Origin of the sequence: Rhizobium aouanii (assembly GCF_037002925.1) — a bacterium.
GTDB lineage: Bacteria > Pseudomonadota > Alphaproteobacteria > Rhizobiales > Rhizobiaceae > Rhizobium > Rhizobium aouanii.
Genome location: NZ_JBAMYD010000031.1, coordinates 1 through 24,011, shown reverse-complemented (window position 1 = coordinate 24,011; position 24,011 = coordinate 1). Strand labels below are relative to the sequence as shown.

Annotated in this window: 21 protein-coding genes and 1 other RNA gene; 11 read left to right on the top strand and 11 right to left on the bottom strand. The window is 62.6% G+C overall.

Annotation, left to right across the window (positions count from 1 at the left end; all coding sequences use genetic code 11):
* Positions 1–113: 113 nt before the first annotated feature.
* On the top strand, positions 114–2,153 hold the full coding sequence (locus tag V8P77_RS33335) for an ATP-binding protein (protein ID WP_335916590.1): 2,040 nt from the start codon (positions 114–116) through the stop codon (positions 2,151–2,153).
* On the opposite strand, the gene V8P77_RS33330 is transcribed toward V8P77_RS33335, so the two are convergent.
* Positions 2,138–3,064 (bottom strand): dihydrodipicolinate synthase family protein, encoded by a 927-nt coding sequence (locus V8P77_RS33330; RefSeq protein WP_335916589.1) that lies wholly within the window; start codon positions 3,062–3,064, stop codon positions 2,138–2,140. The two genes, V8P77_RS33335 and V8P77_RS33330, sit on opposite strands and share 16 nt — an antisense overlap.
* Before the next feature lie 21 nt (positions 3,065–3,085).
* Positions 3,086–3,700 (bottom strand): LysE family translocator, encoded by a 615-nt coding sequence (locus V8P77_RS33325; RefSeq protein WP_335916588.1) that lies wholly within the window; start codon positions 3,698–3,700, stop codon positions 3,086–3,088.
* A gap of 145 nt (positions 3,701–3,845) precedes the next feature.
* Between V8P77_RS33325 and pdxR the strand changes: the two genes are divergently transcribed.
* Complete coding sequence (pdxR, locus tag V8P77_RS33320; RefSeq protein WP_335916587.1) at positions 3,846–5,354, top strand: MocR-like pyridoxine biosynthesis transcription factor PdxR; 1,509 nt, start codon at positions 3,846–3,848, stop codon at positions 5,352–5,354.
* Here the strand turns inward: pdxR and miaA are convergent.
* Positions 5,351–6,247: a tRNA (adenosine(37)-N6)-dimethylallyltransferase MiaA gene (miaA, locus tag V8P77_RS33315; protein ID WP_335916586.1), complete on the bottom strand. Its 897-nt coding sequence runs from the start codon at positions 6,245–6,247 to the stop codon at positions 5,351–5,353. The two genes, pdxR and miaA, sit on opposite strands and share 4 nt — an antisense overlap.
* Between miaA and serB the strand changes: the two genes are divergently transcribed.
* The 3 genes from serB to V8P77_RS33300 are packed head-to-tail and all read left to right on the top strand — an operon-like array spanning position 6,246 to position 7,742.
* Complete coding sequence (gene serB, locus V8P77_RS33310; protein WP_335916585.1) at positions 6,246–7,145, top strand: phosphoserine phosphatase SerB; 900 nt, start codon at positions 6,246–6,248, stop codon at positions 7,143–7,145. The two genes, miaA and serB, sit on opposite strands and share 2 nt — an antisense overlap.
* On the top strand, positions 7,142–7,477 hold the full coding sequence (locus V8P77_RS33305; protein WP_335916584.1) for a BrnT family toxin: 336 nt from the start codon (positions 7,142–7,144) through the stop codon (positions 7,475–7,477). Before serB ends, V8P77_RS33305 begins: the two co-directional genes overlap by 4 nt.
* Positions 7,455–7,742, top strand: coding sequence for a BrnA antitoxin family protein (locus V8P77_RS33300; RefSeq protein WP_335916583.1), 288 nt, complete (start codon positions 7,455–7,457; stop codon positions 7,740–7,742). Before V8P77_RS33305 ends, V8P77_RS33300 begins: the two co-directional genes overlap by 23 nt.
* A gap of 12 nt (positions 7,743–7,754) precedes the next feature.
* Here V8P77_RS33300 and V8P77_RS33295 read toward each other — a convergent pair whose 3' ends face one another.
* The 5 genes from V8P77_RS33295 to V8P77_RS33275 form a co-directional block, all read right to left on the bottom strand.
* On the bottom strand, positions 7,755–9,485 hold the full coding sequence (locus V8P77_RS33295) for a Do family serine endopeptidase (protein WP_335916582.1): 1,731 nt from the start codon (positions 9,483–9,485) through the stop codon (positions 7,755–7,757).
* Between the two features lie 202 nt (positions 9,486–9,687).
* A complete protein-coding gene (gene hflC / locus V8P77_RS33290; protein WP_335916581.1) occupies positions 9,688–10,650 on the bottom strand; it encodes a protease modulator HflC in 963 nt (320 codons plus the stop codon).
* 3 nt (positions 10,651–10,653) lie between these two features.
* Positions 10,654–11,736: an FtsH protease activity modulator HflK gene (gene hflK / locus V8P77_RS33285; protein WP_335916580.1), complete on the bottom strand. Its 1,083-nt coding sequence runs from the start codon at positions 11,734–11,736 to the stop codon at positions 10,654–10,656.
* 147 nt (positions 11,737–11,883) lie between these two features.
* A complete protein-coding gene (locus V8P77_RS33280) occupies positions 11,884–12,402 on the bottom strand; it encodes a dihydrofolate reductase (protein ID WP_335916579.1) in 519 nt (172 codons plus the stop codon).
* A gap of 13 nt (positions 12,403–12,415) precedes the next feature.
* A complete protein-coding gene (locus V8P77_RS33275) occupies positions 12,416–13,210 on the bottom strand; it encodes a thymidylate synthase (RefSeq protein ID WP_026158765.1) in 795 nt (264 codons plus the stop codon).
* Between the two features lie 111 nt (positions 13,211–13,321).
* Here V8P77_RS33275 and ssrA point away from each other — a divergent pair.
* The 4 genes from ssrA to V8P77_RS33255 all read left to right on the top strand — a co-directional run bounded on the left by ssrA (position 13,322) and on the right by V8P77_RS33255 (position 14,979).
* Positions 13,322–13,684: a transfer-messenger RNA gene (ssrA, locus tag V8P77_RS33270) on the top strand.
* Between the two features lie 128 nt (positions 13,685–13,812).
* Positions 13,813–14,328, top strand: coding sequence for an SspB family protein (locus V8P77_RS33265; protein ID WP_003541317.1), 516 nt, complete (start codon positions 13,813–13,815; stop codon positions 14,326–14,328).
* A 48-nt stretch (positions 14,329–14,376) separates the two neighbouring features.
* On the top strand, positions 14,377–14,571 hold the full coding sequence (locus V8P77_RS33260) for a DUF4169 family protein (RefSeq protein ID WP_131639470.1): 195 nt from the start codon (positions 14,377–14,379) through the stop codon (positions 14,569–14,571).
* Positions 14,572–14,727: 156 nt separating this feature from the next.
* Positions 14,728–14,979 (top strand): ribbon-helix-helix domain-containing protein, encoded by a 252-nt coding sequence (locus V8P77_RS33255; protein ID WP_335916578.1) that lies wholly within the window; start codon positions 14,728–14,730, stop codon positions 14,977–14,979.
* Positions 14,980–15,034: 55 nt separating this feature from the next.
* Here V8P77_RS33255 and V8P77_RS33250 read toward each other — a convergent pair whose 3' ends face one another.
* From V8P77_RS33250 to V8P77_RS33240, 3 genes are all read right to left on the bottom strand, one after another.
* Positions 15,035–18,751, bottom strand: a complete 3,717-nt coding sequence (locus V8P77_RS33250) for an AsmA family protein (RefSeq protein WP_335916577.1) — start codon at positions 18,749–18,751, stop codon at positions 15,035–15,037.
* Between the two features lie 202 nt (positions 18,752–18,953).
* Positions 18,954–20,366, bottom strand: coding sequence for an FAD-binding oxidoreductase (locus V8P77_RS33245; protein ID WP_335916576.1), 1,413 nt, complete (start codon positions 20,364–20,366; stop codon positions 18,954–18,956).
* 267 nt (positions 20,367–20,633) lie between these two features.
* Positions 20,634–21,668 (bottom strand): aldo/keto reductase, encoded by a 1,035-nt coding sequence (locus V8P77_RS33240; protein WP_335916575.1) that lies wholly within the window; start codon positions 21,666–21,668, stop codon positions 20,634–20,636.
* A 93-nt stretch (positions 21,669–21,761) separates the two neighbouring features.
* On the opposite strand from V8P77_RS33240, the gene V8P77_RS33235 reads away from it, so the two are divergent.
* Together V8P77_RS33235 and V8P77_RS33230 are read left to right on the top strand one after the other, a co-directional pair.
* Positions 21,762–22,664 (top strand): LysR family transcriptional regulator, encoded by a 903-nt coding sequence (locus V8P77_RS33235; protein WP_335916574.1) that lies wholly within the window; start codon positions 21,762–21,764, stop codon positions 22,662–22,664.
* A gap of 255 nt (positions 22,665–22,919) precedes the next feature.
* The coding region (locus V8P77_RS33230; RefSeq protein WP_335916573.1) for an AbrB family transcriptional regulator at positions 22,920–24,011 on the top strand (1,092 nt) is incomplete at its 3' end.

The window sequence follows — 24,011 nt, the reverse complement described above, 5'->3', positions numbered from 1 at the left end:
AACGCATGCCGCAATAAAAAACTCCCCCCGCCTGCATCCCCGAAAATCGATAGGATGAAGGATTTGTTAAAGGATCGACTTTATTCTTCTACGCTACCGCAGGGAGTAGCCCTTTGCTCAACAACGACTTGCGCATGTCTGGCAAGGCAGGCGAGCATGATCGCCGCGATGGCCATGCGCCGGGGAATCGCTTTCTCGGCCGCGTCGTCGCATGCAGCGGTTCGCGGGCGACGATTGCCGCCGTCGCCGAACAGGGCGGCACCGATCTGACCGAACTCTGGTCCGTGGGCCGGCTGATTTCGATCAGCGTCGGCCGCAACCGCGTCGTCGCGCTCGTCTATCAGATGAACACCGGCAGCCATGCCTGGGGCGAAGGCGAAGACAATATATTCAAGATCGAGACCGAGCTGCTCGGCGAAGTCCGTGTCGACGAGGACGGGCGCGAGGAATTCTCGACCGGCATCTCGCGTTATCCCTATCTCGGCGCCATCGCGCACCGCATCCGATCGGCCGACCTGATGCGCATCTACGATGCCGGCGAAGGTACGACCGCCGTCATCGGCAAGCTGACGCAGGACGAAAGCATCGATGCGGCGATCCACATCCCCTCGATGCTCTCCAAGCATTTCGCCGTCGTCGGCTCCACCGGTGTCGGCAAGTCGACGGCCGTGTCGCTGCTCCTGCACAAGGCGATCGCGGCGGACCCGAAGCTGCGTGTACTGATCCTCGATCCGCATAACGAATTCGCCGCCGCCTTTCCTCAGCACGCCGTCACCATCGATACTGATACGCTTGATCTGCCCTTCTGGCTGATGCGGCTGGAGGAGTTCGCCGAAGTCGTCTTTCGCGGCCGCCCGCCGGTGCCCGAAGAGCTCGACATGCTGCGCGATATCCTGCCGGAAGCCAAGCGCGCCTTCCGCGGCAGCGACAATTCGCTGGTGCGCCGCACGACGGAAAAGAGTTCGATCACCGCCGATACGCCGGTCCCCTACCGCATGGCCGATCTGCTGGCGCTGATCGACGAGCGCATCGGCCGCCTGGAAGGCCGCGCGGAAAAGCCCTCCCTGCGGTCGCTGAAGATGCGTCTCATCGCTGCAATCAACGATCCGCGCTATCACTTCATGTTCTCCAACAACACCATCAGCGACACGATCACCGAAACCATCGCGCAGATCTTCCGCATCCCCGGCGAGAACCGGCCGATCTGCACCTTCCAGCTTGCCGGCATCCCCTCGGAGGTCGTCAATTCGGTCGCTTCGGTGCTTTGCCGCATGGCCTTCGAGGTGGCGCTGTGGAGCGACGGCGCCATCCACATGCTCGTCGTCTGCGAGGAAGCTCACCGCTATATCCCTTCCGATCCCACCCTCGGCTTCGTACCGACGCGCCAGGCGATCGCCCGCATTGCCAAGGAAGGCCGCAAATACGGCGTCTCGCTCGGCATCATCACGCAACGGCCGGGCGAGCTCGACCAGACGATCCTGTCGCAGTGTTCGACGCTCTTTGCCATGCGCCTCGCCAACGACCGAGATCAGGACATCATCCGCTCGGCCATCCCGAACTCGTCGATCTCGACGACCAGCTTCATCTCCTCGATCGGCAACGGCGAGGCGATCGCCTTTGGCGAGGCGATCAGCGTGCCGATGCGCATGCGCTTTTCCCGCGTCGACGAAAACCTCCTGCCGAAGGCGAGCAGCGCCAACAGCAAGCAGAGCGAGGAAGATCCGGATACGGTCGATCTACGCAAGATCGTCACCCGCATGCGGGCGGTGACCGTCGGACCCGACATTTCGAATTTCCAGCAGAACTATGCCGCGGCCGTGGCAGACTTCGACGAGGCTGATCCAGCCGACGAGGATCTTGACGCCAAGCCCTACGCGCCGCCCACCTCTTCCGCCGCGCCGCCCGCCTCCGCGCCGCTTGAATCCTACCGCCGCGAACTGCTGCCGCAGACGCCGCGGCTGGACCCCGCCACGTCACCCGCGATCGATCCCAGGCTGGACGCGCTCCGCCGTGAGATGAGCCGCGATGAGCCGGTCTTTCCCCGGCCGGCACCGCCGGCGGACCAGCCCGCAGTCTCGCGCCGGGAACCCGGCACGTCGCTGCGCGAAAGCATCCTGAAGAAACCGCTGAGCAGCCTCTACAACAAGGATTGAGGCTTCAGCTCGCTCTCCAGGGCGATCAGTGGCTCGACGGCCTCGAGCACCCGTTGCCGGTCCGTCGGCCCGAGGGGCAAGAGAGGGCGTGGAAGCTCTGCCCTGGCGAGTGAAAGAAGGTCGACCAGCGTGTAGACCACGCGAAGGCTTCCGAACGCCTTGAACGTTTGCCAGAGCGGCTCGAGAAGACCATCGAGCCGACGCACTTCACCGTCTTCGCCCGCAATCGCGGACTCGGTCAGGGCAAGGGCGACGCGCGGAAGCACGCCGCCGATGACGCTGTACCAGGCGTCGGCACCTGAAAGCAGCGCTTCGGCCGCGCTCCAGTCGCCGCTGTAGCCGATCGCGAGCCTGGTTGTCTCTCGCAATGCCGCCAACTCGCCTGCGAAATCGCCGTCAGCAGGCAGAGGCATCTTCACGGCCCTGATCGTCTCGATATCGGACAGGCGCTGCAGAAGACCCCGGCTGAAGGTGAAGTGGGTCGTGCCAGGATTGTTGTAGATACAAAGCGGCAGCTTCGCCGCCTCGGTGACCGCCAGGAAATGCTCGTAGGCTTCGTCCTGGGTCAGCGGCGTGTAGGACACCGGCGCAAGCAGAAGAGCGTCTGCACCGGCGGCCTCGGCATCCCTTGCCAGGCTCCGGGCATGGTCTGTCCTCAGAGCACCGACGCCGACGACGAGGGGAATACGACCGCGAACGCACTCGACCGCAGCCTCTACGGCTCGCCGTCGCTCCTCGCGTGTGAGAAAGGCATAGATCCCGGTGCTGCCGAGAAGGCCTATCGAAGCCACGTCTGCATCACACAGGCGTTCCAGCAGGCGGCCGAGGGCTTCCGTGTCGACCCGGCCATCCCTATCGGCGGGCGTGAGCGGAAAGGCCGAAAGTCCATGAAAAGGAGAAGCGATAGACATGATGCGATCCTGAAAATCCAGTCAATGTGAGAACAGAAGGCGCGATCCGGCGCCCGCGAAGAAGACGGCAAGACTGCCCTCGATCCACCGCCGCGCACGGGCGTAGCCGCGCACCATCGGTGCCGTGGAGAAGAGCACCGCATAGCCGGCAAATATCGAGATCCCCAAGACCACGCAGCCGCCGAAGGCGGTGACGGCCATCTGCGGCGAAGCGCCCGGCTTGAGGCCGAGCGACATGATCGCCACCCAGGCCAGAACCGCCTTCGGATTGCCGAGATGCATCAAAACGCCGCGACGATAGAGCGCGCCGAGTTGCGCGGCAGGCCGGACTGTCTCGCTTGCCGGTCTGTCCGGGGCGGCGGCCGAGCGGGCCGCCCTCCAGGCGAGCCAGAGAAGGTACAATCCGCCTGCGATCTTAAGAAACAGCAGGGCATGGGCATAGCGGACGAGGAGTGTCGAGATGCCGGTGACCGCGATCAGCCCCCAGCACGTCGACATCGTTATAACACCAGCGGCAAGGGTGAGCGCCGGTCGACGCCCTTGCCGCATTGCCACATTCATGATGGCCATATTGCTTGGTCCGGGACTGCCTGCAGCGATTGCGTAGGCAATGTAGACGACGAGAAGATCCTGCATTTACGTTTTTTCCGGAGTTTGCGCCCGCACGACCCACGAAGACGAAGAATGCGCCGTCGGGAACCGCCAATACGCTTCCTTTTCCTCGAAAATTGGTTCACCATGAAGCGCCATTTTTGAAGAAACTATATGGACCATTTTTGCGATGTCCAAACGGCGCAGCATCATCGAGATACCAACGCTGAAGGCGATCGATCGAACGGCCAATGTCGGTCGCCAGCTTACGCAGGCCCTGCGGAACGCCATCGCCCGCGGTGAGCTGAGGTCGGGGGAACGCCTTCCTTCGACGCGTAGCCTTGCGGCTTCGCTGAAGATCGCGCGCGGCACTGTCGTCGAGGTGTTCGATCAGTTGACCGCCGAAGGCTATCTCGAAGCGCGGGTCGGAGCCGGAACCCGTGTTGCCGCCGATCTGATGGACACCACGCCGGCGCTCCCGCCCGCGCCGGCAGTGCCGTCAAGCGCGGATGCTGTCGACTTGCCTTTCCCGGCTGCCCGGCTGATCGCCATCGCCCGTGCACTCACCCCTCACCCGCCCGTTCCCTTCGCCATCGCCGTCCCGGCTTGCGGTATTGCGCCCGACGACAACTGGCGCCGTCTCGGCAATCGCGTGCGCGCGTCGCGACAGGCCGCACCCTCGGGTTACCACGATCCTATGGGTTTGCTCGAACTCAGGTTTGCCATTGCCGACCACGTCCGCCGCGCGCGGGCCGTTCATTGTGAGCCGGAACAGGTCATCGTCACGTCAGGCACCCAGCAAGGCCTCTATATGGCAGGCCGGGTGCTTCTCTCGCGTGACGATGCGGCATGGGCTGAGGACCCGGCCTATCCCGGCCTGACGGCGGTGCTCGACGATCTCGGTGTCCAGACGCACCGCCTGCCGGTCGATGCACAGGGAATGAACGTGGAACGCGGCCTCGAGCTATGCCCGCAGGCGCGCGCCGCATTCGTGACCCCATCGCACCAATATCCGATCGGAATGCCGCTCAGCATGGCTCGGCGCAATTCCTTGATCACCTGGGCCGACCAAAATCGCGCCTGGATCGTCGAAGACGACTACGACAGCGAGCTGCGTTATGCCGGACACCCCTTTCCCTCGATGCAAGGGCTGCGTCCCTCACGCGTCATCTATCTCGGCACGTTCAGCAAGGTGCTCTTTCCCTCCCTACGCCTCGGCTACGTCATCGCCCCTTCGCCACTCGTGGAAGCCTTTGCTGGCGCCCGCGCCATTCTTGACCGGCATTCGCCGATCGCCGAACAGCACGTTCTGGCGTCCTATATGCGGGAAGGCTATTTCGAAGCGCATATCCGGCGCATCCGCGGCCTCTATGCCGAGCGCCGCGCTGTTCTGCTTTCGGCGCTCGCCCGGGCCTTGCCTGAGGGATGCCGCGTACAGCAGAGCGACCAGGGCATGCATATCCTCCTATGGTTGCCAGAGGAGGTCGACGACGTGCAACTCGCGCGGCGCGCCCTCTCGGCCGGCCTCGCCGTGCGGGCGATCTCACCGATGTATGCCGCGCGGCCGGCGCGCCCCGGCCTGATGCTGGGCTTCGGCGGGTTTCAGCCGGAACAGCTGCAGGCGGCGGTCGGCGAACTCGTCAAACTGCTGAGCCAGCAGATGTCTGGAGCGGGAGGTCCGCAACAAGCTGAAGTCTAAAGCGTCAGCCGCTCCCAACTGTCGTCCATCTGGTTGCGGAACCATGTCATTTGCCGCTTGGCATATTGCCGCGTCGCCGCAGCACCCTTCTCCAGTACCTCGTCGCGTGTCATCTCACCCCTCAGCATCGCCGTAATTTGCGACACGCCGATTGCCTTCATCACAGGCGTCTCGGCCGGCAGATCGAGCGCAAGCAGAGCCCGTACCTCGTCTTCCGCGCCTTGCTGCAGCATCTTTTCGAAACGCCCGTTGATGCGCCGGTGCAGCACCGCCCGGTCCGGCAGCACGACGATCTTGCGGGCCTGGCCGGCATCGATCACCACCGGTCCGGACCGGCCTTGGAAATCGGCGATCGACCGCCCCGTCGCCTTTACCACCTCCAGCGCCCGGACGATGCGCTGTCCGTCCTGGCGGTTGAGGCTTGCCGCCATGGCGGGGTCGGCCTCGGCGAGTTCGATATAGAGCCCGTCCGGTCCCTCCTCCAGCAGCCGCGTCCTGAGTTTCTCCCGCAACACCTCAGGTATCTCGGGCATATCGGAGAGACCGCCGGTCAGCGCCTTGAAATAAAGTCCCGTACCGCCGACGAAGACCGGCAGCCGTCCTGCCTCCCTCAGCGTCGGCAGCAACGCTGCGACATCGCGCAGCCAGGCGCCTGTGGAATAGGCCGCAGCCGCCGGCACGTGGCCGTAGAGATGATGCGGCACGCCCTGCATCTCCTCCTTCGACGGTCGTGCCGTCAACACCCGCAGCGTGTCATAGACCTGCATGCTGTCGGCGTTGACAACCGCGCCGTCATGGCGTCTGGCCAATTCGACGGCGAGCGCGGACTTGCCGCTGGCGGTCGGCCCGGTTATCAGGATCGCGTTCACTGTGCTCAGAAGGTTTTCCATCATGGCCCTCGTTGCCACGCTTGTTGCCAATCCGTCAAATCCCGTGCTGACCCCCGAAATCGCCGAGCAGGCGGCCGAGGCCGTGAACGCTGCCGGTCTCTACTGGCTGGCCGATGGCGTTGCCTGCGACATCGCGCTGCGCGACGGCACCGATAGGCAAGCGGCCGAGGCCAATATCCTTGCCGTCATATCAAGCGCGCCCATCGACCTCGTTATCCAGGAGCAGGAGACCCGCCGCAAGAAGCTGCTGATCGCCGATATGGATTCGACGATGATCGGCCAGGAATGCATCGATGAACTCGCCGCTGAAGTCGGCCTGAAGGAGAAGGTGGCGACCATCACTGCTCGCGCCATGAACGGCGAGATCGCTTTCGAGCCTGCCCTGCGTGAGCGTGTCGCCCTGCTGAAGGGGCTGCCGATATCGGTCGTCGACGAGGTCATCGCCAAGCGCATCACGCTCACCCCGGGCGGCCTGGAACTGATCGCCACCATGAAGTCGAAAGGCCATTACACCGCGCTTGTCTCCGGCGGTTTCACGGTTTTCACCAGCCGCATCGCCGCCACCCTCGGCTTCGACGAGAACCGTGCCAACATGCTGCTCGAAGACGGCGGCATTCTCTCGGGTTTCGTCGCCGAACCGATCCTCGGCAAGCAGGCGAAAGTCGATGCGCTGAACGAGATCGCGGCAAGCCTCAGCATTTCGCCGGAAGAAGCGATCGCCGTCGGCGACGGCGCCAATGATCTCGGCATGCTGCAGCTAGCCGGTTCCGGCGTTGCCCTCCACGCCAAGCCCACAGTCGCTGCTCAAGCGCGGATTCAAATCAACCACGGCGACCTGACCGCACTGCTTTATATCCAGGGTTACCGCAAGACGGATTTCGCTTCAACGATAGCCTCTTGAAATTTTACACATTTGTACGTACAATTTTGTCGGATAAGACATGCCGGTTTCAATGGAACGACGAGAAGAACCGGACCAACAAGGCCAAGCATGGCGTATCCTTCGAGACAGCGTGTTTGATCTGGAATGATCCGCAGTATCTTCTCATTCCGGACGCGGTCTATGACGGCGAACAAAGATGGCTGGCGATCGGCGTCGTGGGTTTGGTGACTGTACTGGTCGCCGTCCATATCATCCTCGGTGCCGAGGATGAAGAGACCGTCCGAGTGATCAGCGCTCGAAAGGCGACATCTCACGAGAGAAGACGATATGAACAATCGACCCTTAACTGACGCGCAGCTCGCCGAACTTCGGGCACTGGAGAAGCTTCCCGAAGAGGATATCGACACTGGCGACATTCCTGAGATCACCGATGAACAGTGGCGCCTAGCTCGCAAGGGCAATTTGTACCGGCCGCTGAAGCATTCAGTGACTATCCGCCTGGATGCCGATATCCTAGACTGGTTCAAGAGCCATGCGGGCGGCCGCGGCTACCAGACGGACATCAATGCCGCGTTACGCACCCATGTCGCTAGGTATCAAAAGAGGAGCGGCTGACCGCTCCTTCCCTTACTCCATCGGCACTGCCACGAACCGCAGATCGCCATTCGCCCCTGCGATCATCAGCTGGGCGTTGCGGCGGCCTTCCTGTTTCAGCGCCTGCACCTTGGCGGCGACCGCATCCGGCGACTTCATGAACTCCTGCGCCACCTCGACGATGACGTCGCCGGGCTTCAGCCCCTTTTCGGCCGAGGCGGAGCCGGGCGTCACTTCCGTCACGACGACACCATCGACGCTCTCGGCGATGCCGAAGGCCTTGCGCGTCTCAGCGCTCAACAGCGACAGCGACAGCCCGAGCACGTTCTTCGGCGTGGCCGCATCCGGTGACACCTGGCCCTTATGCTGGTCGGGTGTATCAGGTACAGGTTTGGCCTGATCGCCGGAATCCGGCTGGTCCATGTCATTGTTCTCGCCGGGATCCGGAATGATCACGCCGTCGTCCTGCGAGCCATCGGGTGCTAAATCGTCGGATGCAGCCGCCTGATCGCTGTCTTCGAGCCGGCCGAGCTTCACCTTGACGGTCTGCTCCTTGCCGTCGCGCAGCACCACCACGTCGACTTCCTTGCCGACAGTGCTTTCCGCCACGACGCGCGGCAGGTCGCGCATCTCGCTGACGGTCTTGCCGTCGAATTTCAAAATGACGTCGCCCGCCTTGATCGAACCGTCGTCGACGGGGCCGCCCTTGATGACGCCGGCGACCAGCGCACCCTTTGCGGTGTCGAGCCCGAGGCTGTCGGCGATATCGTCGGTCACCGGCTGTATGCGCACGCCGAGCCAACCGCGCCGCGTCTCGCCATATTCGCGCAGCTGATCAACGACGCCGGAGGCAAGCTCCGACGGCACCGAGAAGCCGATGCCGATCGAGCCGCCGCTCGGCGAGATGATTGCCGTGTTGATGCCGATCACCTCACCCTTCATGTTGAAGAGCGGGCCACCGGAATTGCCCTTGTTGATCGCCGCGTCCGTCTGGATGAAATTGTCGTAGGGGCCGGCATTGATGTTGCGGCCACGCCCGGAAATGATGCCCACCGTCACCGAACCGCCGAAGCCGAACGGATTGCCGATCGCCATCACCCAATCACCGATGCGCATCGTGCTGGAATCGCCGAATTTCACGGATTTCAGCGGCGTCTTCGGCTCGACCTTCAGCACCGAAAGATCGGTCTTCGTATCGGTGCCGATCAGCTTCGCCTTGAGCTTCGAACCATTGGCGAAATTGATCTCGATATCGTCGGCGCCCTCGATCACGTGGTTGTTGGTGACGATATAACCGGCCGGATCGATGACGAAGCCGGAGCCAAGCGAGCTGACATTGTGGTTGCCGCCCTTGTTGCCCTGCTGCTTGTTGAAGAAGTCGTTGAAGAATTCCTGGAAAGGCGAGCCGTCGGGCGCGCGCGGCGCCGGACCCGCGCCCTCATCGTCCTTGACCTTCTGCGAGGTCGAGATGTTGACCACGGCGTCGAGCAGGCCTTCGGCAAGATCGGCGACGGACGCCGGGCCGGTGTTGGGCATGGCGGCCTGGATCGGAGCGCTCTGCTGCGGTGCGACGGCTGCGGGAGGCGTAGGAGCGGGAGCAGCCGTTTCCGGAGTAGCCGGAGCGGGTGCCGTAACCCCGGGTGCGGTCGTCTCAGGCGCGGTTTGCGCATAGGCAATCCCGCTCAGGCCGGCTTGCGCCAGGATTGCGGCGCTGGCCATAAGCGCGAGCGTTCGTCTGAAGGGCGAGCGAATCGTGGGGGCCATCAAGCTTCCTCATAAGCGGTGCATGCGCACATTGAGCATCAGCATAAGGCGGAATGATGGAGGGTGAAATCACCTTTTCGCGAAATCCCCGTGCAATGTGACGTGGCCTCGCAAAAGCCGGATAGTCACAATCATTCCACGAAAAAAGGGCCGGCGCTCGGGCCGGCCCTTCCGAAATTGTCTGTGGTCGTTTCGCTGGCTGTCAGTTCGCCGGGACCGGTGCTGCGGGAGCAGTTGCGCCGGGACCTGCCGGAACTGGCGCGGCCGGATTTGTCGGCTGCAGGGTGCCAGCGGCATTGTCGAAATAGCGGAAGAATTCCGAATTCGGCGACAGCACCAGCGTCGTGTCCTGCGACGAGAGAGAGGAGGAATAGGCCGCCATCGAGCGATAGAACTCGAAGAAGGCCGGATCCTTGCTGAAGACTTCGGCGAAGACGCGGTTGCGTTCTGCATCGCCCTGGCCTCGAAGGATTTCCGCATCACGCTGGGCGCCTGCGGTGAACTCGACGACCTGACGGTCGGCGATGGCTCGGCGCCGCTGGCCTTCCTCACTGCCCTCCGCTCGAATGCGCTCGGCCTCGGCGAGGCGTTCCGACCGCATGGCATTATAGGTGTTGGGCGCAACCTCTGGCGAAAGATCGGTGCGGCGGATGCGAACGTCGTCTATATGCAGGCCGAGATTTTCGGCATCTGTACGCAGGTCGTCGCGAATCTCCAGCATCATCGCGACACGCTCTTCCGACAGCGCGGCATTGTAGTCGCGCAGACCGTAGACGCGGCGAAGCGATGAATCGAGCTGGGCTCTCAACCGCGCTTCCGCGGCTTCGCGATCGCCCGATACCGTTTCACGGAAGCGGCGCACATCCGCGATGTTGTAGATTACGAAAGCATCGACGTCGAAGGTCTGGCCATCCTGTACCTGAACGCGAATATTGTCGAGATCGAGCCTCAGCGCCTGCTTTTCGACCAGCTGAACGCGGTCGGCATCCATGAAGCCGAAGGGCAGCTTGAAATAAATGCCAGGCTCGGTCTTGACCGACTGGATCTGGCCGAAACGGACGACGATGGCCTGCTCTCGTGCATTCACCACGAAGATGGACGAATAAAGCCCGACCAGCACGATGGCGAGGATGATGAGAATGATGGGAAGTCTGTTCGATGTCATGACTCAACCTCCCTGCTGCGCAGGCTTGCCGAGCTCATTGAGCGGCAGATAGGGCAGGACGCCCTGCTTCTCGTCGATAATGACCTTCCGGGAATTCTTCAGCACCTGCTCCATCGTTTCGAGATACAACCGCTTGCGGGTCACGTCGGGCGCCTTCGAATATTCGTCGTTGATCGCCGTGAATCGCTGCGCTTCACCTTCCGCCTCCTTCACGACACGGTCCTTGTAGGCGGCTGCATCTTCACGGATTCTGGCCGCATCGCCTCGCGCCTGGCCGAGCTTCTGGTTCGTGTAGCGATTGGCCTCTTCGATCGTGCTGTCGCGGTCACGGCCGGCACGCTGCACTTCTTCGAAAGCATCGGCGACTTCCCGCGGCGGCGCCACGTTCTGGATCGTCACGCCGGTCACGGTCACGCCCGCGCCATAGCGGTTCATCGTGTCCTGCAGGATGTTGAGCACGTCCACTTCGATCGGCTGACGATTGCTGCGGAAGGCGTCCTGCGCCGGACGTCGGCCAACGATCTCACGCATGGCACTGTCGGATACCTGCTGCAGCGTCTCCGCCGGGTTTTCGACATTGAAGAGATAGGCCTTGGGATCGCTGACGGTGTAAAAGACCGCGAACTGCACGTTGATGACGCTTTTGTCGCTGGACAGCATCAAGCCGTTCGAAGACGATGCAGAAGTCGCCCCGATGTTCAGCTGCTGTACGGTCACCTTGACCGTCTCCACGGTTTCCATCGGCCACAGGTGGAAATGCAGGCCCGGCATGGAAATCTCGTCCTTCGGCTTGCCGAACTGCAGCTCGACGCCGCGTTCGTCCGGCTGCACGACATAAATGCACTGGATCAGCCAGAAGACCGCGACGATCGCCGCGACGATCACTGCCACGCCGCCGTTGAAGCCGCCGGGAATGATGTTGCGCAGCTGGTCCTGGCCGCGCCGGATAATATCTTCCAGATCAGGCGGTCCGCCCTTGCCGCCGCCACCGCGCGGCCGGTTCGGCCCCTGTCCCCATGGTCCCTGATTATTACCGCCGCCGCCGCCCCAAGGGCCGCCGCCGCCATTCTGATTGCTCCAGGGCATCAAAACCTCGTTGTTCGTTAAGTCTCCACGCATCCGAACCGTGGGGGCTGACCGGCGGACGCGTTGGTGACCGTTATAGGTATCGCCGCATCGGCTTTCAACGCAACGTGAGAAACTTGGTCAATTTAATTGGAAAATAGTTCATTTTCAGGCGTGGCGGCGTTCGTAGACGATGAAACGCGTGGGATAACTGTCCTTTTCGCCGGCCGGAACCGCGATTATCTCCCCCGCCTGCCAGATCTCGGGATCGATCGCGGGAAATGAGGCATCTCCGTCGAGATCGGCCTCGACATGCGTGATGCACATCCGGTCGGCAAGACCGATCGCCTGGGCATAGACCTGCCCGCCGCCGAGAATGCAGATCTCGTCGACGCCGGTTTCGAGCGCCAGCCTGTCGGCCGCCGTCATCGCCTCAGACAGCGAATGGGCCATGGAGACATCGGGATGGTCTATCGCCGCTTGCCGCGAAATGACGACGTTCGGCCGTCCCGGCAGCGGCTTGCCGATCGAATCGTAAGTCTTGCGGCCCATCACGACAGGCTTTCCCAATGTCAGCGCCTTGAAGCGCTTGAGATCGCTCGAAAGCCGCCACGGCATATCGCCGTCGCGGCCGATAATGCCGTTGCGGGCAACGGCGGCGATTATGGTCCTGCGAATGTCGGCCATGGAATATCCCGGATCAGACGGCGATCGGCGCCTTGATGCTGGCATCGGCCTCGTAGCCGATCAGCTCGAAATCGTCGAAGGTGAAGCCAAAAATGTCCTTCACATCGGGATTGATGCGCATGAAGGGTAAGGGCTTCGGCCGGCGCGCCAGCTGCAGCTTCGCCTGGTCGAAATGGTTGTGATAGAGATGGGCGTCGCCGAGCGTGTGGACGAAATCGCCAGGCTTCAGCCCGGTCACCTGAGCCACCATCATCGTCAGCAGCGCATAGGAGGCGATGTTGAACGGCACGCCGAGGAAGATATCGGCCGAGCGCTGATAGAGCTGGCAGGAAAGCTTGCCATCAGCCACATAGAACTGGAACAGGCAATGGCAGGGCGGCAACGCCATTTCGTCCACTTCGGCCGGATTCCAGGCCGAGACGATGTGGCGGCGCGAATTCGGATTGTTGACGATGCCTTTGACCAGATTGGCGATCTGGTCGATATGGCCGCCGTCGGGCGCTGGCCAGGAGCGCCACTGGGCGCCGTAGACCGGCCCGAGATCGCCGTTTTCATCGGCCCATTCGTCCCAGATCGAAACGCCGTTCTCCTTGAGATAGCGGATATTCGTCTCGCCCTTGAGGAACCAGAGAAGCTCGTGGATGATCGAGCGCAGATGCAGCTTCTTCGTGGTGAGGACGGGAAAGCCCTCTTCGAGGTCGAAGCGCATCTGGTAGCCGAAGACCGAGCGCGTGCCGGTGCCGGTGCGGTCGCCCCGGTCGGAGCCCTTTTCCATCACATGATTCAAGAGATCGAGATATTGCTTCATGTCGCGCTGATTCCGTTTCGGCCAATTTAAGCCTTCGGAGCCGGGAAACCAATCACCGGCGGGTATTTTCCCCATGTTTCTGATGGGTCGCATAACGCTTTTATGACGTTTGCCCTTTCCTTGGGCTGAGGAAACCACTATATCAGCCTTGCCGGCTTTCGGGTCGGCTATGGCGATAAATGAGCGGTGTAATAAACCTATTGGACCCGGGGGCGGTACCCGGCGCCTCCACCAAAAACCGGCGGCTTTCAAGGCCGGCTTTTGATGGGGGCGAAACAGGATCGACAAGGGTGTAAAGATCGTCTTTTTGCTCGGCATTGTACCGCCGTTATCGGGCTAAAATTGTAGTTGCAAACGACAACTATGCGGAAGCTCGTCTCGCTGCTTAATCGCGGTGTGACACTTCAATCAAAGTCCTAGTGGTTCGCACCTCTAGGCGGGGTCCGAAGGCACCTGGCAACAGAAGCCTTCACCTTCTCCCTGCCGCCGAAATCATGTATGCTGCTTAAAAACGTGACTCGGCTCCGGTCTTTCCCAAGGCGCCCGGACGTGGCATATAACCTTGTGAAAAGACTTCCGAACCGACGAAAGACAGGAAAAGCATGGGGCAGGATCATATCCGCTACGACATTCTGGCACAGGATGCACTTCGCGGCGTCATCCGCAAGGTTTTGGCGGAAGTCGCAGCGACGGGCCGCCTGCCCGGTGATCATCACTTCTTCATCACCTTCCTCACCGGCGCCACCGGCGTGCGCATCTCCCAGCACCTGAAGTCGAAATACCCCGAGCAGATGACCATCGTCATCCAGCACCAGTTCTGGGACATGAAGATCACCGAGACGCATTTCGAGATCGGCCTTTCCTTCTCAGACGTTCCGGAAAAGCTGGTCATTCCATTCAATGCGATCCGCGGCTTCTACGATCCCTCCGTCAACTTCGAGCTCGAATTCGACGTGCCGCTCGCCGATGGCGAGGAACTGCCGTCCGGCGAAATCACCGCCTATCCCGTGGATGCGGCCGGAAAGCCCGATGACGCCGCAGGCGCAAAACCCGCCGACGGCGAGGAGAAGAAACCGGGCTCCGTCGTCTCGCTCGACTCCTTCCGCAAGAAGCAGTGATTTGAAGGGAGGCCAAGCCTCCCTTTTTCGTGAGGGTCCAGGCAACGCATGAGCGCCGAAATCATCAATCTGCGCCAGTTCCGCAAGAAGCAGGCTCGCTCCGAAAAGGAGAAGCAGGCCGAACAGAACCGCGTCTCCTTCGGCCGCACCAAGGCCGAGAAACAGCTGACCCGCAGCCTGAACGACAAGGCCGACAAAGCCCATCGCGACGGCCGGATCGAGACGGATGACGACGGCGCGTGACAATTTCACGCAACGCGTGAAAGCCGGAATGGATTCTGCGATCAGCCACTTGCGCACTTTCCTTGAATCGATCTGCCAACCGACCCTTAATTTGATGGAGAGTCCTGAGCGCGTCGTCTCGGAGGCGCTGTACTCTATCCGGGATGTGAAGGCCCCATGATTCGTAAGCATTCGGCGACATTGCACGGCCATCGCACCAGTTTCTCGCTGGAGGATGAGTTCTGGGCCGAGCTGAAGACGATCGCCGCCGCCCGTTCGATGCCGCTCGCCGCCCTGATTTCCGAAATCGACGACCACCGCCCACCGGACAGCAACCTGTCCTCGGCGCTGCGCTTGCATGTGCTTTCCTGGCTGAAGGCCGGCAGCCTTGATGCATGTTGCTCAAAATCGCGTAGAGATTTGGGATAATATCAATTAAAACAAAGACCTGAAGCGTCTTGCATGAATCAAATTCTATGCGCTGTCATTGCGCCTGAACGCCCGGCAACTGGTCGAAATTGAGGGGACCGGGCTGCGCTTGCCCGCTGCGCCGTGCTGCTTCCGCCTCGGCCGCGGCCCTCGCCTGCGCATCGGCATCCGCCTTTGCTTTGGCTTCCGCCGCGCGTGCGGCCTCCGCCTCGGCAGCAGCCTTCTCAGCGGCTGCTTTCTGCGCCAGCGCGCGCAGCCGCTCTTCCTCCGCCTGCCGTTGCTGCTCGATCTCGGCCGCCTTGGTGCGCTCGGCGTCGTTGAACCGGTAGAGCGCCACTTCGCGGCGCAGCCGCTGTTTTTCGAGCACGATCGCCTGCAGCCGCTCGACGCGCTGGCGCTCGCGCTCGAAGGCGCGCAGCGACAGATAGCTGGTGATATCGGTCACATCCATCGTCTTGCCGGGCGACGGCAGCATGCCGGAAAAATTCAGCCGGAGCGCCGGCTCGGCGCCGGAAAGCGCTTCCGTGCCAGGATTGAACCCGACACCCAGTGTCGCGCTGATCCGCTCTTCCGGCAGCGCGATCTGCGCATCGGCGGTGATGCGGGCGAGATCGTTGGCGACGGTGACATTCTGCACCCTCAGCGTCCCGTCGGCGATATTGAAGGGGATGCCGAGTGGCGGCAGCTTCGCCTCGCCGTTGCTGAGCAGCGTCTCGATGATCGGATGCACCTTGCCGGCATTGATCTGCTCCTGCATCGTATCGGTCGCGGCAAGCAGCGGCGGCAGGATAGCAAGATTCAACCCGCGTATGCTGGTATCGCCGAGCCTCAGTTCGCCCGAACCATTGAGCGAGCTGGCGATCTCGCCGATCGTCTTGCCCGAGGCCTCCATTGACAGCGACAATCCGAACTTGCCGTTGGCGATCGGCGCGCCATCGCGCAGCCAGACGACGCCGGAAAGATCGGAATCGGCAAGCGCAAGCTTCGTCTGCAGGAAACCTGTGCCGCTGGCATTGGTGAACAGCAGGTTGCCGGAGAGTTTTCCGCCGTCCCAGTTGCCGGCCATGTCGTTGAGCTGCAGCTCGTCGCCCTTGTAGGCAACGTTGCTGGTGAAGTCCGACACCGCCGTTTCCGGCAGGCCGGGCCAGAATTCCTTGGCCGCCAGCTTCACGTTGACGTCGAGATCCTTGAAGATCGGCAGCCCCAGCGGCGCCGTCGTCAGCTGACCGTTCGCGGGATCGACGATCTGGCCGAACACCGCCTCGCCGAGCCAGCCGGCATCGGCCTTGGAGAGTGTCAGCCCGCCGCTCGCGGTCGTCTTCGCAGCCTTCCGGTCGAAGGTCAGCGCACCGGAAAATTCGTTGTCGGCCGCATGCCCCTTGAGATCCGAAAAGACGATCTTGTCGCTGTCGACGGCGGTATTGACCTGCAGGCCGAACGGCAGCCCAGTTCCGGTCTGCGGCAGGGCGATGCCGTTCATGATGAGATAGGGGTCGATATCGGCGCTGTCGAGCGAAAGCGCGATCTGGCCGTTCATGAAGGTCTCCGGCCGGACGTCGACCTTGCCGTTGGCCATGAACGAGGTCCGGTCGGTCGCAAAGGTCAGCGCCGCATCGGCGGGATCGTTGCCCGATGCCTTCACCTTCAGCGTCAGCCGGCCATTGGCGCCGACATCGACCGGCAGCGGGTCGAGCCCGGCCTGGCCGAACAGGACTGATGGCACGGCGTTTTCGAGCGTCGCCTCGAGGCTCGTCGTACCGTTGCCGGTCAGCGCCAGGAGGTCGGACATGCGGTAATCGAGATTGACACGGCTGCCGTTCGCCACGCCGGCAAGCGTCACCGTCAGCGCATTGCCCTCGTCGCCGCCGAGCGTCAGCGCGCCGCGAAGCGCCGTATTGCCGTACCAGCCGGCATTGCGCACCAGCCGATCGAGCACCGGGTGATGCGGCAGGTGTTCGCGCAGCATGGTGAAGAAGCCGCCGGGATCGGCCGATTTGAAGGTGATTTCGCCCGCACCCTTGTAATCGAGCAGCGAGCCTTCCGCCCTGCCCGTCGCCGTCAGCTCTGCGCCGGCGATATTCTTGATCGACAGCCGGTCGACGGCAAGCCCGCCGTCGGCGATGGTGAAGGTGGTCTCGACATTCTCGGCACTGACGCCGAAGGCGGTGAACTTGTCCGCCTTGAGCTGGGCGGCGATCTTGTGGTCAAGCACGTTGTCGCCGGCATCCTGCCCGGTCATCAGCCCGCTCAGCGCCTGCAGCGCGTCGAGATCGAGCGTATCGCCGTTTAGCGCCACCGACAGCGTCGGCGGCTGGCCTGAGATTGCCTGGCGCTCCAGCCGACCCTTCAGCGTCGCCGGTCCGATGGTAATCTCAAGGTTTTCAAAACGCTGCAATTCGTGCGTCAGGCTGACATTGGCGGAAAAGCCCGCCTGCCGCAATTGCCGGATGGCCGGATCGACCGAGCCGGCAAGCCAGGAGGCAAGCCCCGTCGGCTGGCTGGAGGCCACCACGATCTGGCCGTTGAACGAAGGTTCGCCCTGAAGTAGGAGCTTGCCCTTGCCTTCCACCTGCGTGCGCCCCGGCAGCGTGCCGGTGGCGCTGTCGATCATCCAGCCGGTGCCGGCCGGTTCGAGCTCCAGCTGCACGTCGCGCAGCGTCGTATCGCCGGCGACGATCGCCGGCAGCTTGACGCTCGCCTTCCCCGGCACCTGCGGGATCGGCACCTGCGCGACGATATCGATCAGCGAATTCAGCCGCTGGCGCGCCGAAACGGCGGGATCCCGCGTCGTTTTGCCGGACGCCCCCTGATTGCCGATGCGGTTGACGTCGATCTGCTGCCCGACGGCGGTCAGCAGGAATTCCGGCGCATTGCCGGTATCGAGCGTCGCCTCGCCGGTTATGACATAGGGATCGTCCGTCGGGCCGATCTCCATCCGGTATTCGGGGATGCGGATGCGTTCGTTGGTGAGCTCGAAGCGGCCCTTGACGCGCGGCGGCTGCTCTTTCTTGTTGGCGGGCTTGGCGCTGTTGCGGATCTCGATCGCTGCCGAAAGCTGACCCTGATAGTTCGGCTTGCTGTCGACGAGCTTCAGTTCGCCATCGAGATCCACGCTGACAGGGTGCTTGTCCGGCGAAAGCCTCGTGCGCATGCGCAGCACGCCCTTCTCGTCCGGTTGACTGCTCGAGATCGAGAAGCCGCCGTGCTCGCCGTCGAGCGCTGCGTCGCCCTCGATGCGCCAAGGACCAGCCAGCGACTTTGCCGACATTTCCGCGTTGAGGCCGGTGATGCGACGCGAGCGACCCGACTGATCGTCGATGAATTCGACCTCGCCGCCGCTGACATGCACGTTTTCGAGAACGACGGTCCTTGCCGGTATTTCCGCGCGGCTGCCGCGCATCCAGTCGAGCGTGCCGTCCTTGAGCAATCTCAAGCGCACCTTCGGATTGACGACGCGCATGTCGAAGATCAGTGCTTCGCCCGACAGGAAAGGTGCAAGCTCCGCATCCATGGAGAACTGCTCCACCTTGACGATCGGCGTGCCGTCCGCTTCCTGGCCGACGCGCACGTCATGCAGCGTCACCGACGGGAACGGCAGCAGGCGCGCATCCACCGTGCCGTAGACGGTGACCTTCTTGCCGATGATGCGGCTTGCCTGATCCTCGAAATTCTTACGGAAATCCGTCCAGTCGATGAACAGCGGCGCAAGCAGCGCCACAAACAGCACTACGACGATCACTCCCCCCAGAAAGACGAGGAACCGGCCTACCAATGCAAAGCGTCTCCATTCGGGATTCTGTTGCCGACACTAGAGCATGATGCCGAAAAGTGTGAGCGGTTTTCGGACGACATCATGCTCTAACTCTTTAATTGAGAATAAGATTCAGATTTCAGGGCGAGCCGGCCTAACATCATCTTGTTCTAGCGCTATTCATCCCGGGGGCAAGACCCAACTTCATGAGAATGTTCCGTTTTCAGCCATGGTGGAAAATCTTGCCGGGATTGAAGATACCGTCCGGATCGAGCGCCTGTTTCACCTGTCGCATCAGATCCACCGCACCGCCGAGCTCCTGTTCCAGAAACGCCATCTTGCCCTGTCCGACCCCGTGTTCACCGGTGCATGTTCCGTCCATTTCGAGCGCCCGCCGGTTGAGCCGTTGCACGAAAGCCTCGGCCACGGCGACGCCTTCGGTGCTCTTGTCATCAAACAACAACAGCACATGGAAGTTCCCGTCGCCGGCATGGCCGACGATCGGCCCCAGCAGCCCATGCTCCTCGATATCCGCCTGCGTTTCGGAAACACAATCGGCAAGCCTTGATATCGGAACACAAACATCGGTCGAAAGTGCGGCAAGCCCGGGCGCCAGCGCCCTTGCAGCCCAATAGGCGTCGTGGCGCGCCTTCCAGAGCTTCGTCCGCTCCTCGGCATTGGCGGTCCATAGGAATTCGCCGCCGCCGCATTCCGCCGCGATCTCGGCAAAGGCTGCCGATTGCAGCGGCACCGTCTCGTCGGTGCCGTGGAATTCGAGGAACAGCGTCGGGCTTTCGGCATAGGAAAGCTTGGAATAGGCGTTGCAGGCCCGCATCTGTACCGTGTCGAGCAACTCGATACGCGCCACCGGAATGCCCATCTGGATCGTCATGATGACGGCATCGCAGGCGGCCTTGATGCTCGGAAAGGCACAGGCCCCTCCGGCAATCTTCTGGGGGATCGCCTGCAGGCGCAGCGTCACCGACGTCAGGATGCCAAGCGTGCCCTCGGCGCCGACGAAGAGCCGCGTCAGATCGTAGCCCGCCGAAGACTTGCGGGCGCGCCGGGCCGTGCGGATCTCCTCGCCATTGGCAGTGACGGCGGTGACGGCAAGCACATTGTCCTTCATCGTTCCATAGCGCACGGCATTGGTGCCGGAGGCCCGCGTCGAGGCCATGCCGCCGATCGAGGCGTTGGCGCCGGGATCGATCGGGAAGAACAGGCCGGTATCGCGCAGGTAGATGTTCAGCGCCTCGCGTGTCACACCCGGTTCGACGGTGCAGTCGAGATCTTCGGGATTAACCTCGATCACCCGGTTCATGCGGCTGAAATCGATCGAAATACCGCCATTGGCGGCATTGACCTGCCCCTCCAGCGAGGTGCCGACGCCGAAACCGATTACCGGCACCTTGTGGGTCGCACAGGCATTGACCGCCGCCTTCACATCCTCGGCGCTCTCGGCGAAAAGCACCCCGTCGGGCAGTTGCGGCGGGATATAGGTGGTCGTATGGGCATGCTGTTCGCGGAAGGACTGGCCGGTCTGGAAACGCTCGCCGAAGCTCTGCTTGAGAATGCCGAGCACCGCGGCAATTCCCGCCTCGTTGCGTGTGCCCGCCTTCGCGTCCTTCAGCGCCATCCCTTTGATCTCCCAGCCATTCCGCAGAAACCATATCGTGTCCCGCGGGCTACAGCGCCGCGCGTCTTTTCAGACGCGCAAAGGGCGCCGTAGGACTCTAGAATTGCTGCATAATTTCATCCTTAAATCGATTCCGATTTAAGGAATTAGGCAGATGGCTGGGTATGCGGCAAGTCAAAGCGGCTGTCCAGTTAAGATTGGCAGAAGATTTCATTCCCACTTTGTTATAGGCCGGCTGCTATAGACAAATCCGCCGTCCCCGGCGCCTTATACGATCGGCGGATTGAGCCGGGCAAACCCCTCCTGCCGCCGATAGGGGAAATAGGGATAGGGCGCCGTGACCGTGCAGACGGCGTCGAGCCTTTCGATCTCAGCCTTCGACAGGCTCCAGCCGACTGCGCCGAGGTTCTGCCTGAGCTGCTCCTCGTTGCGGGCGCCGATAATGACGCTCGATACCGTCGGCCGGTTAAGCAGCCAGTTGATGGCGATCTGCGGCACCGTCCGGCCGGTCTCACCTGCGATGGCGTCAAGCACCTCGACGATGTCGAACAGCTTCTCGTCGTCGACGGGCGGGCCGTATTGTGCCGTCTCGTGCAGCCGGCTTGCCTTGGGCAGCGGCTGGCCGCGGCGGATCTTGCCGGTCAGCCGTCCCCAGGCAAGCGGGCTCCAGACGAGGGCTCCCACCCCCTGGTCGGCGCCGAGCGGCATCAGCTCCCATTCGTAATCGCGCCCTGCCAGCGAATAATAGACCTGATGGGCGACATAACGTGGATAGCCGTGGCGCTCGGCGGCGGCGAGCGACTTCATCAGTTCCCAGCCGGCAAAATTGGAAACCCCGACATAGCGGATCTTGCCTGCTGTAACGAGCTCATCGAGCGTCGACAGCACCTCCTCGACCGGTGTCGAGGCATCGAAAGCATGAAGCTGCAGGAGGTCGATATAGTCGGTCCCGAGCCGACGCAGCGCATCCTCGGTCGCGCGGATCAACCGCGCCCGCGACGTTCCCCAGTCCTGCGGCCCCTCGCCCATCGGCAGCGCCGTCTTCGTCGAGATCAGTACAGCGTCGCGCCGGCCACGGATGGCCTGGCCGAGCACCTCCTCGGACGCGCCGGCCGAATAGACGTCGGCCGTGTCAAAGAGATTCACACCGGCTTCGAGGCAGATGTCGACGAGCCGCCGCGCCTCTTCCGCATCGGTACTGCCCCAGGCGCCGAATAACGGACCGCTACCGCCGAATGTGCCTGCGCCGAAGCTCAAGACCGGCACCCTGAGGCCGGATGCGCCGAGATTTCTGTAGTCCATGGATCTGTCTCCTTAGCTTTCCTACGAGATAGACCTCGGACGTTTGATGATATAGATTGCCTATCGGAAAATCATCTGTGACTTGAATTCATCATGAGCCGTCAAGACATTAACCGCTCCGGCGAAATGGAAGTCTTCGTCAGCGTGGTAGAGCGCGGCGGTTTTTCCGCGGCCGCCATGGCCCGGCGCATGACGCCGTCGGCCGTCAGCAAGCTCGTCGCCCGGCTGGAGACACGCCTCGGCGCCCGCCTCGTCAACCGCTCGACCCGCAGGCTGCAACTGACGCCGGAAGGCTGCGCCTTTTACGAGCGAAGCATCGCCATTCTTGCCGATATCGCCGAAGCCGAACGTCAGGCCTCGACGGGCGAACAGGCATCAGGCCGCATCCGCATCAATACCAGCGGCTCTTTCGGCAACCATGTGCTGGCGCCGCTTGTGCCGGCCTTCATGGCGCTTCATCCGGCCGTGACGCTGGATATTTCCCATACCGACAGGATAGTCGACCTGATGGAGGAGCGCGCCGATGTCGCAATCCGCGCCGGCCCCTTGAAGAATTCCAGCTTGATCGCGCGCAAGCTTGGCGCCACCGGCAAGATCATCGTCGCATCGCCGGATTATCTCTCGGGCCACGGCAAACCACACACGGCCGCCGATCTCCGCCGCCATTGCCGCATCGGCTTTTCCTACACCCGCGCCACCGAGGGCTGGCCGCTGCGCGAGGACGGCGAAACGGTGATGATCCCGATCACCCCGGGCGTGCAGGTGGGAGACGGCGAAGCCATGCGCCATCTCGCTTTGTCTGGCGCCGGCCTTGCCCGCCTTGCCGCCTTCACCGTGCGCGCCGATATCGACGCCGGGCGCCTGGTGCCGGTGCTCGAAGAGGCCAATCCCGGCGATCTCGAGGAATTCTACGCCGTGTATATGGGCCAAGGCGGCCCGCTGCCGGCGCGTGTACGCGCACTGCTCGATTTTCTCGTCAGCCACGTACGTTTCTGAGGCACCCAGCGCGAAGCCGTTCAGCGATGTTGGAAAAGATGACATCCATAAAAACAACGACTTGAAGCGGTCGCATGAATCAGTTTCGCACTCCAAGACGCCAAGAAGCCAGATTTCGCAATTGACCGCTGCCGTGCCGCCCACCTATACCGGACACGCGCCAGCCGGCTCTTTCAGCCGGCTTCTCTTCGTCATGCGGAGCGTCCTCCCACCTTCGGCCTCAGGGCTCGCGCCGACCAGGAAAGATATGGGATCATGTCATTCAGCGACGCGAGCCGCTTGCTGCGGGATGCCGGCCTACCGAAATGGGCGCTGCTGTTGGCACTTTCGACCGCTCTCGTCGTCTTCCTCGAACTCTTCGCTCTGCCGGCCTCGCTGCTGATCGGACCGATGGTCGCGGCAATCGCACTGGCGTTGACCGTCGGCAAGGGAAAGCTTCGCGTGCCCTTCTGGCCGCTGCAGTTCGGCCAGGTCCTGGTCGGTCTGATGATGGCGCGCACCATCACTCCTGACATTCTCGGCACCATGGCGAAGGACGCACCGCTCTTCCTGCTGTTCATCTTCTCGGTCATCGCCATCGCCACCGGCCTAGGCTGGCTTTTGACGCGTTGGCAGGTGCTGCCTGGGACGACCGCGGTCTGGGGTTCCTCGCCGGGCGGCGCCTCCGCCATGGTCATCATGTCGGAAGCCTATGGCGCCGATGCCCGTCTCGTCGCCCTCATGCAGTATCTGCGCGTCGTCTTCGTTGCCGTCGGCGCCTCCGTAATCTCGCGCCTGTGGGTGGCAGCCGACGGCGCCGAGCCGCCGCCGCTTATCCTCTTTCCCTCAGTCGACTGGCCGGCCTTCGCGGCGACGATGGCTTTTGCCGCCTTTTGCGCCTACGGCGTCCGACGGCTGCGCCTCCAGGGTGGCACGATCATCGTGCCGCTCTTTCTCGGCGCCTTGCTGCAGGGCACGGGCGTCCTGAAGATCGAGCTGCCGATGTGGCTGCTCGCCATCGCCTATGCACTGGTCGGCTGGAGCATCGGCCTGCGTTTCACCCGCTCGATCCTCAGCCACGTGGCCCGCGCCCTGCCGAGGGTGTCGGCCTGCATCGTGCTGCTGATGGCGCTCTGCGGTTGCATGGCGGTAGCACTTCACGTCTTCGCCGGCATCGATCCACTGACCGCCTATCTCGCCACCAGCCCCGGTGGTGCCGATTCCGTCGCCATCATCGCCGCCTCCAGCGATGTCGACGTGCCCTTCGTCATGGCAATGCAGACCGGCCGTTTCCTGGTGATCCTGATGATCGGCCCGATGCTCGCCCGTTTCATCGCACGCCGTTCCGGCCTTGCGGAAAATCCCGTC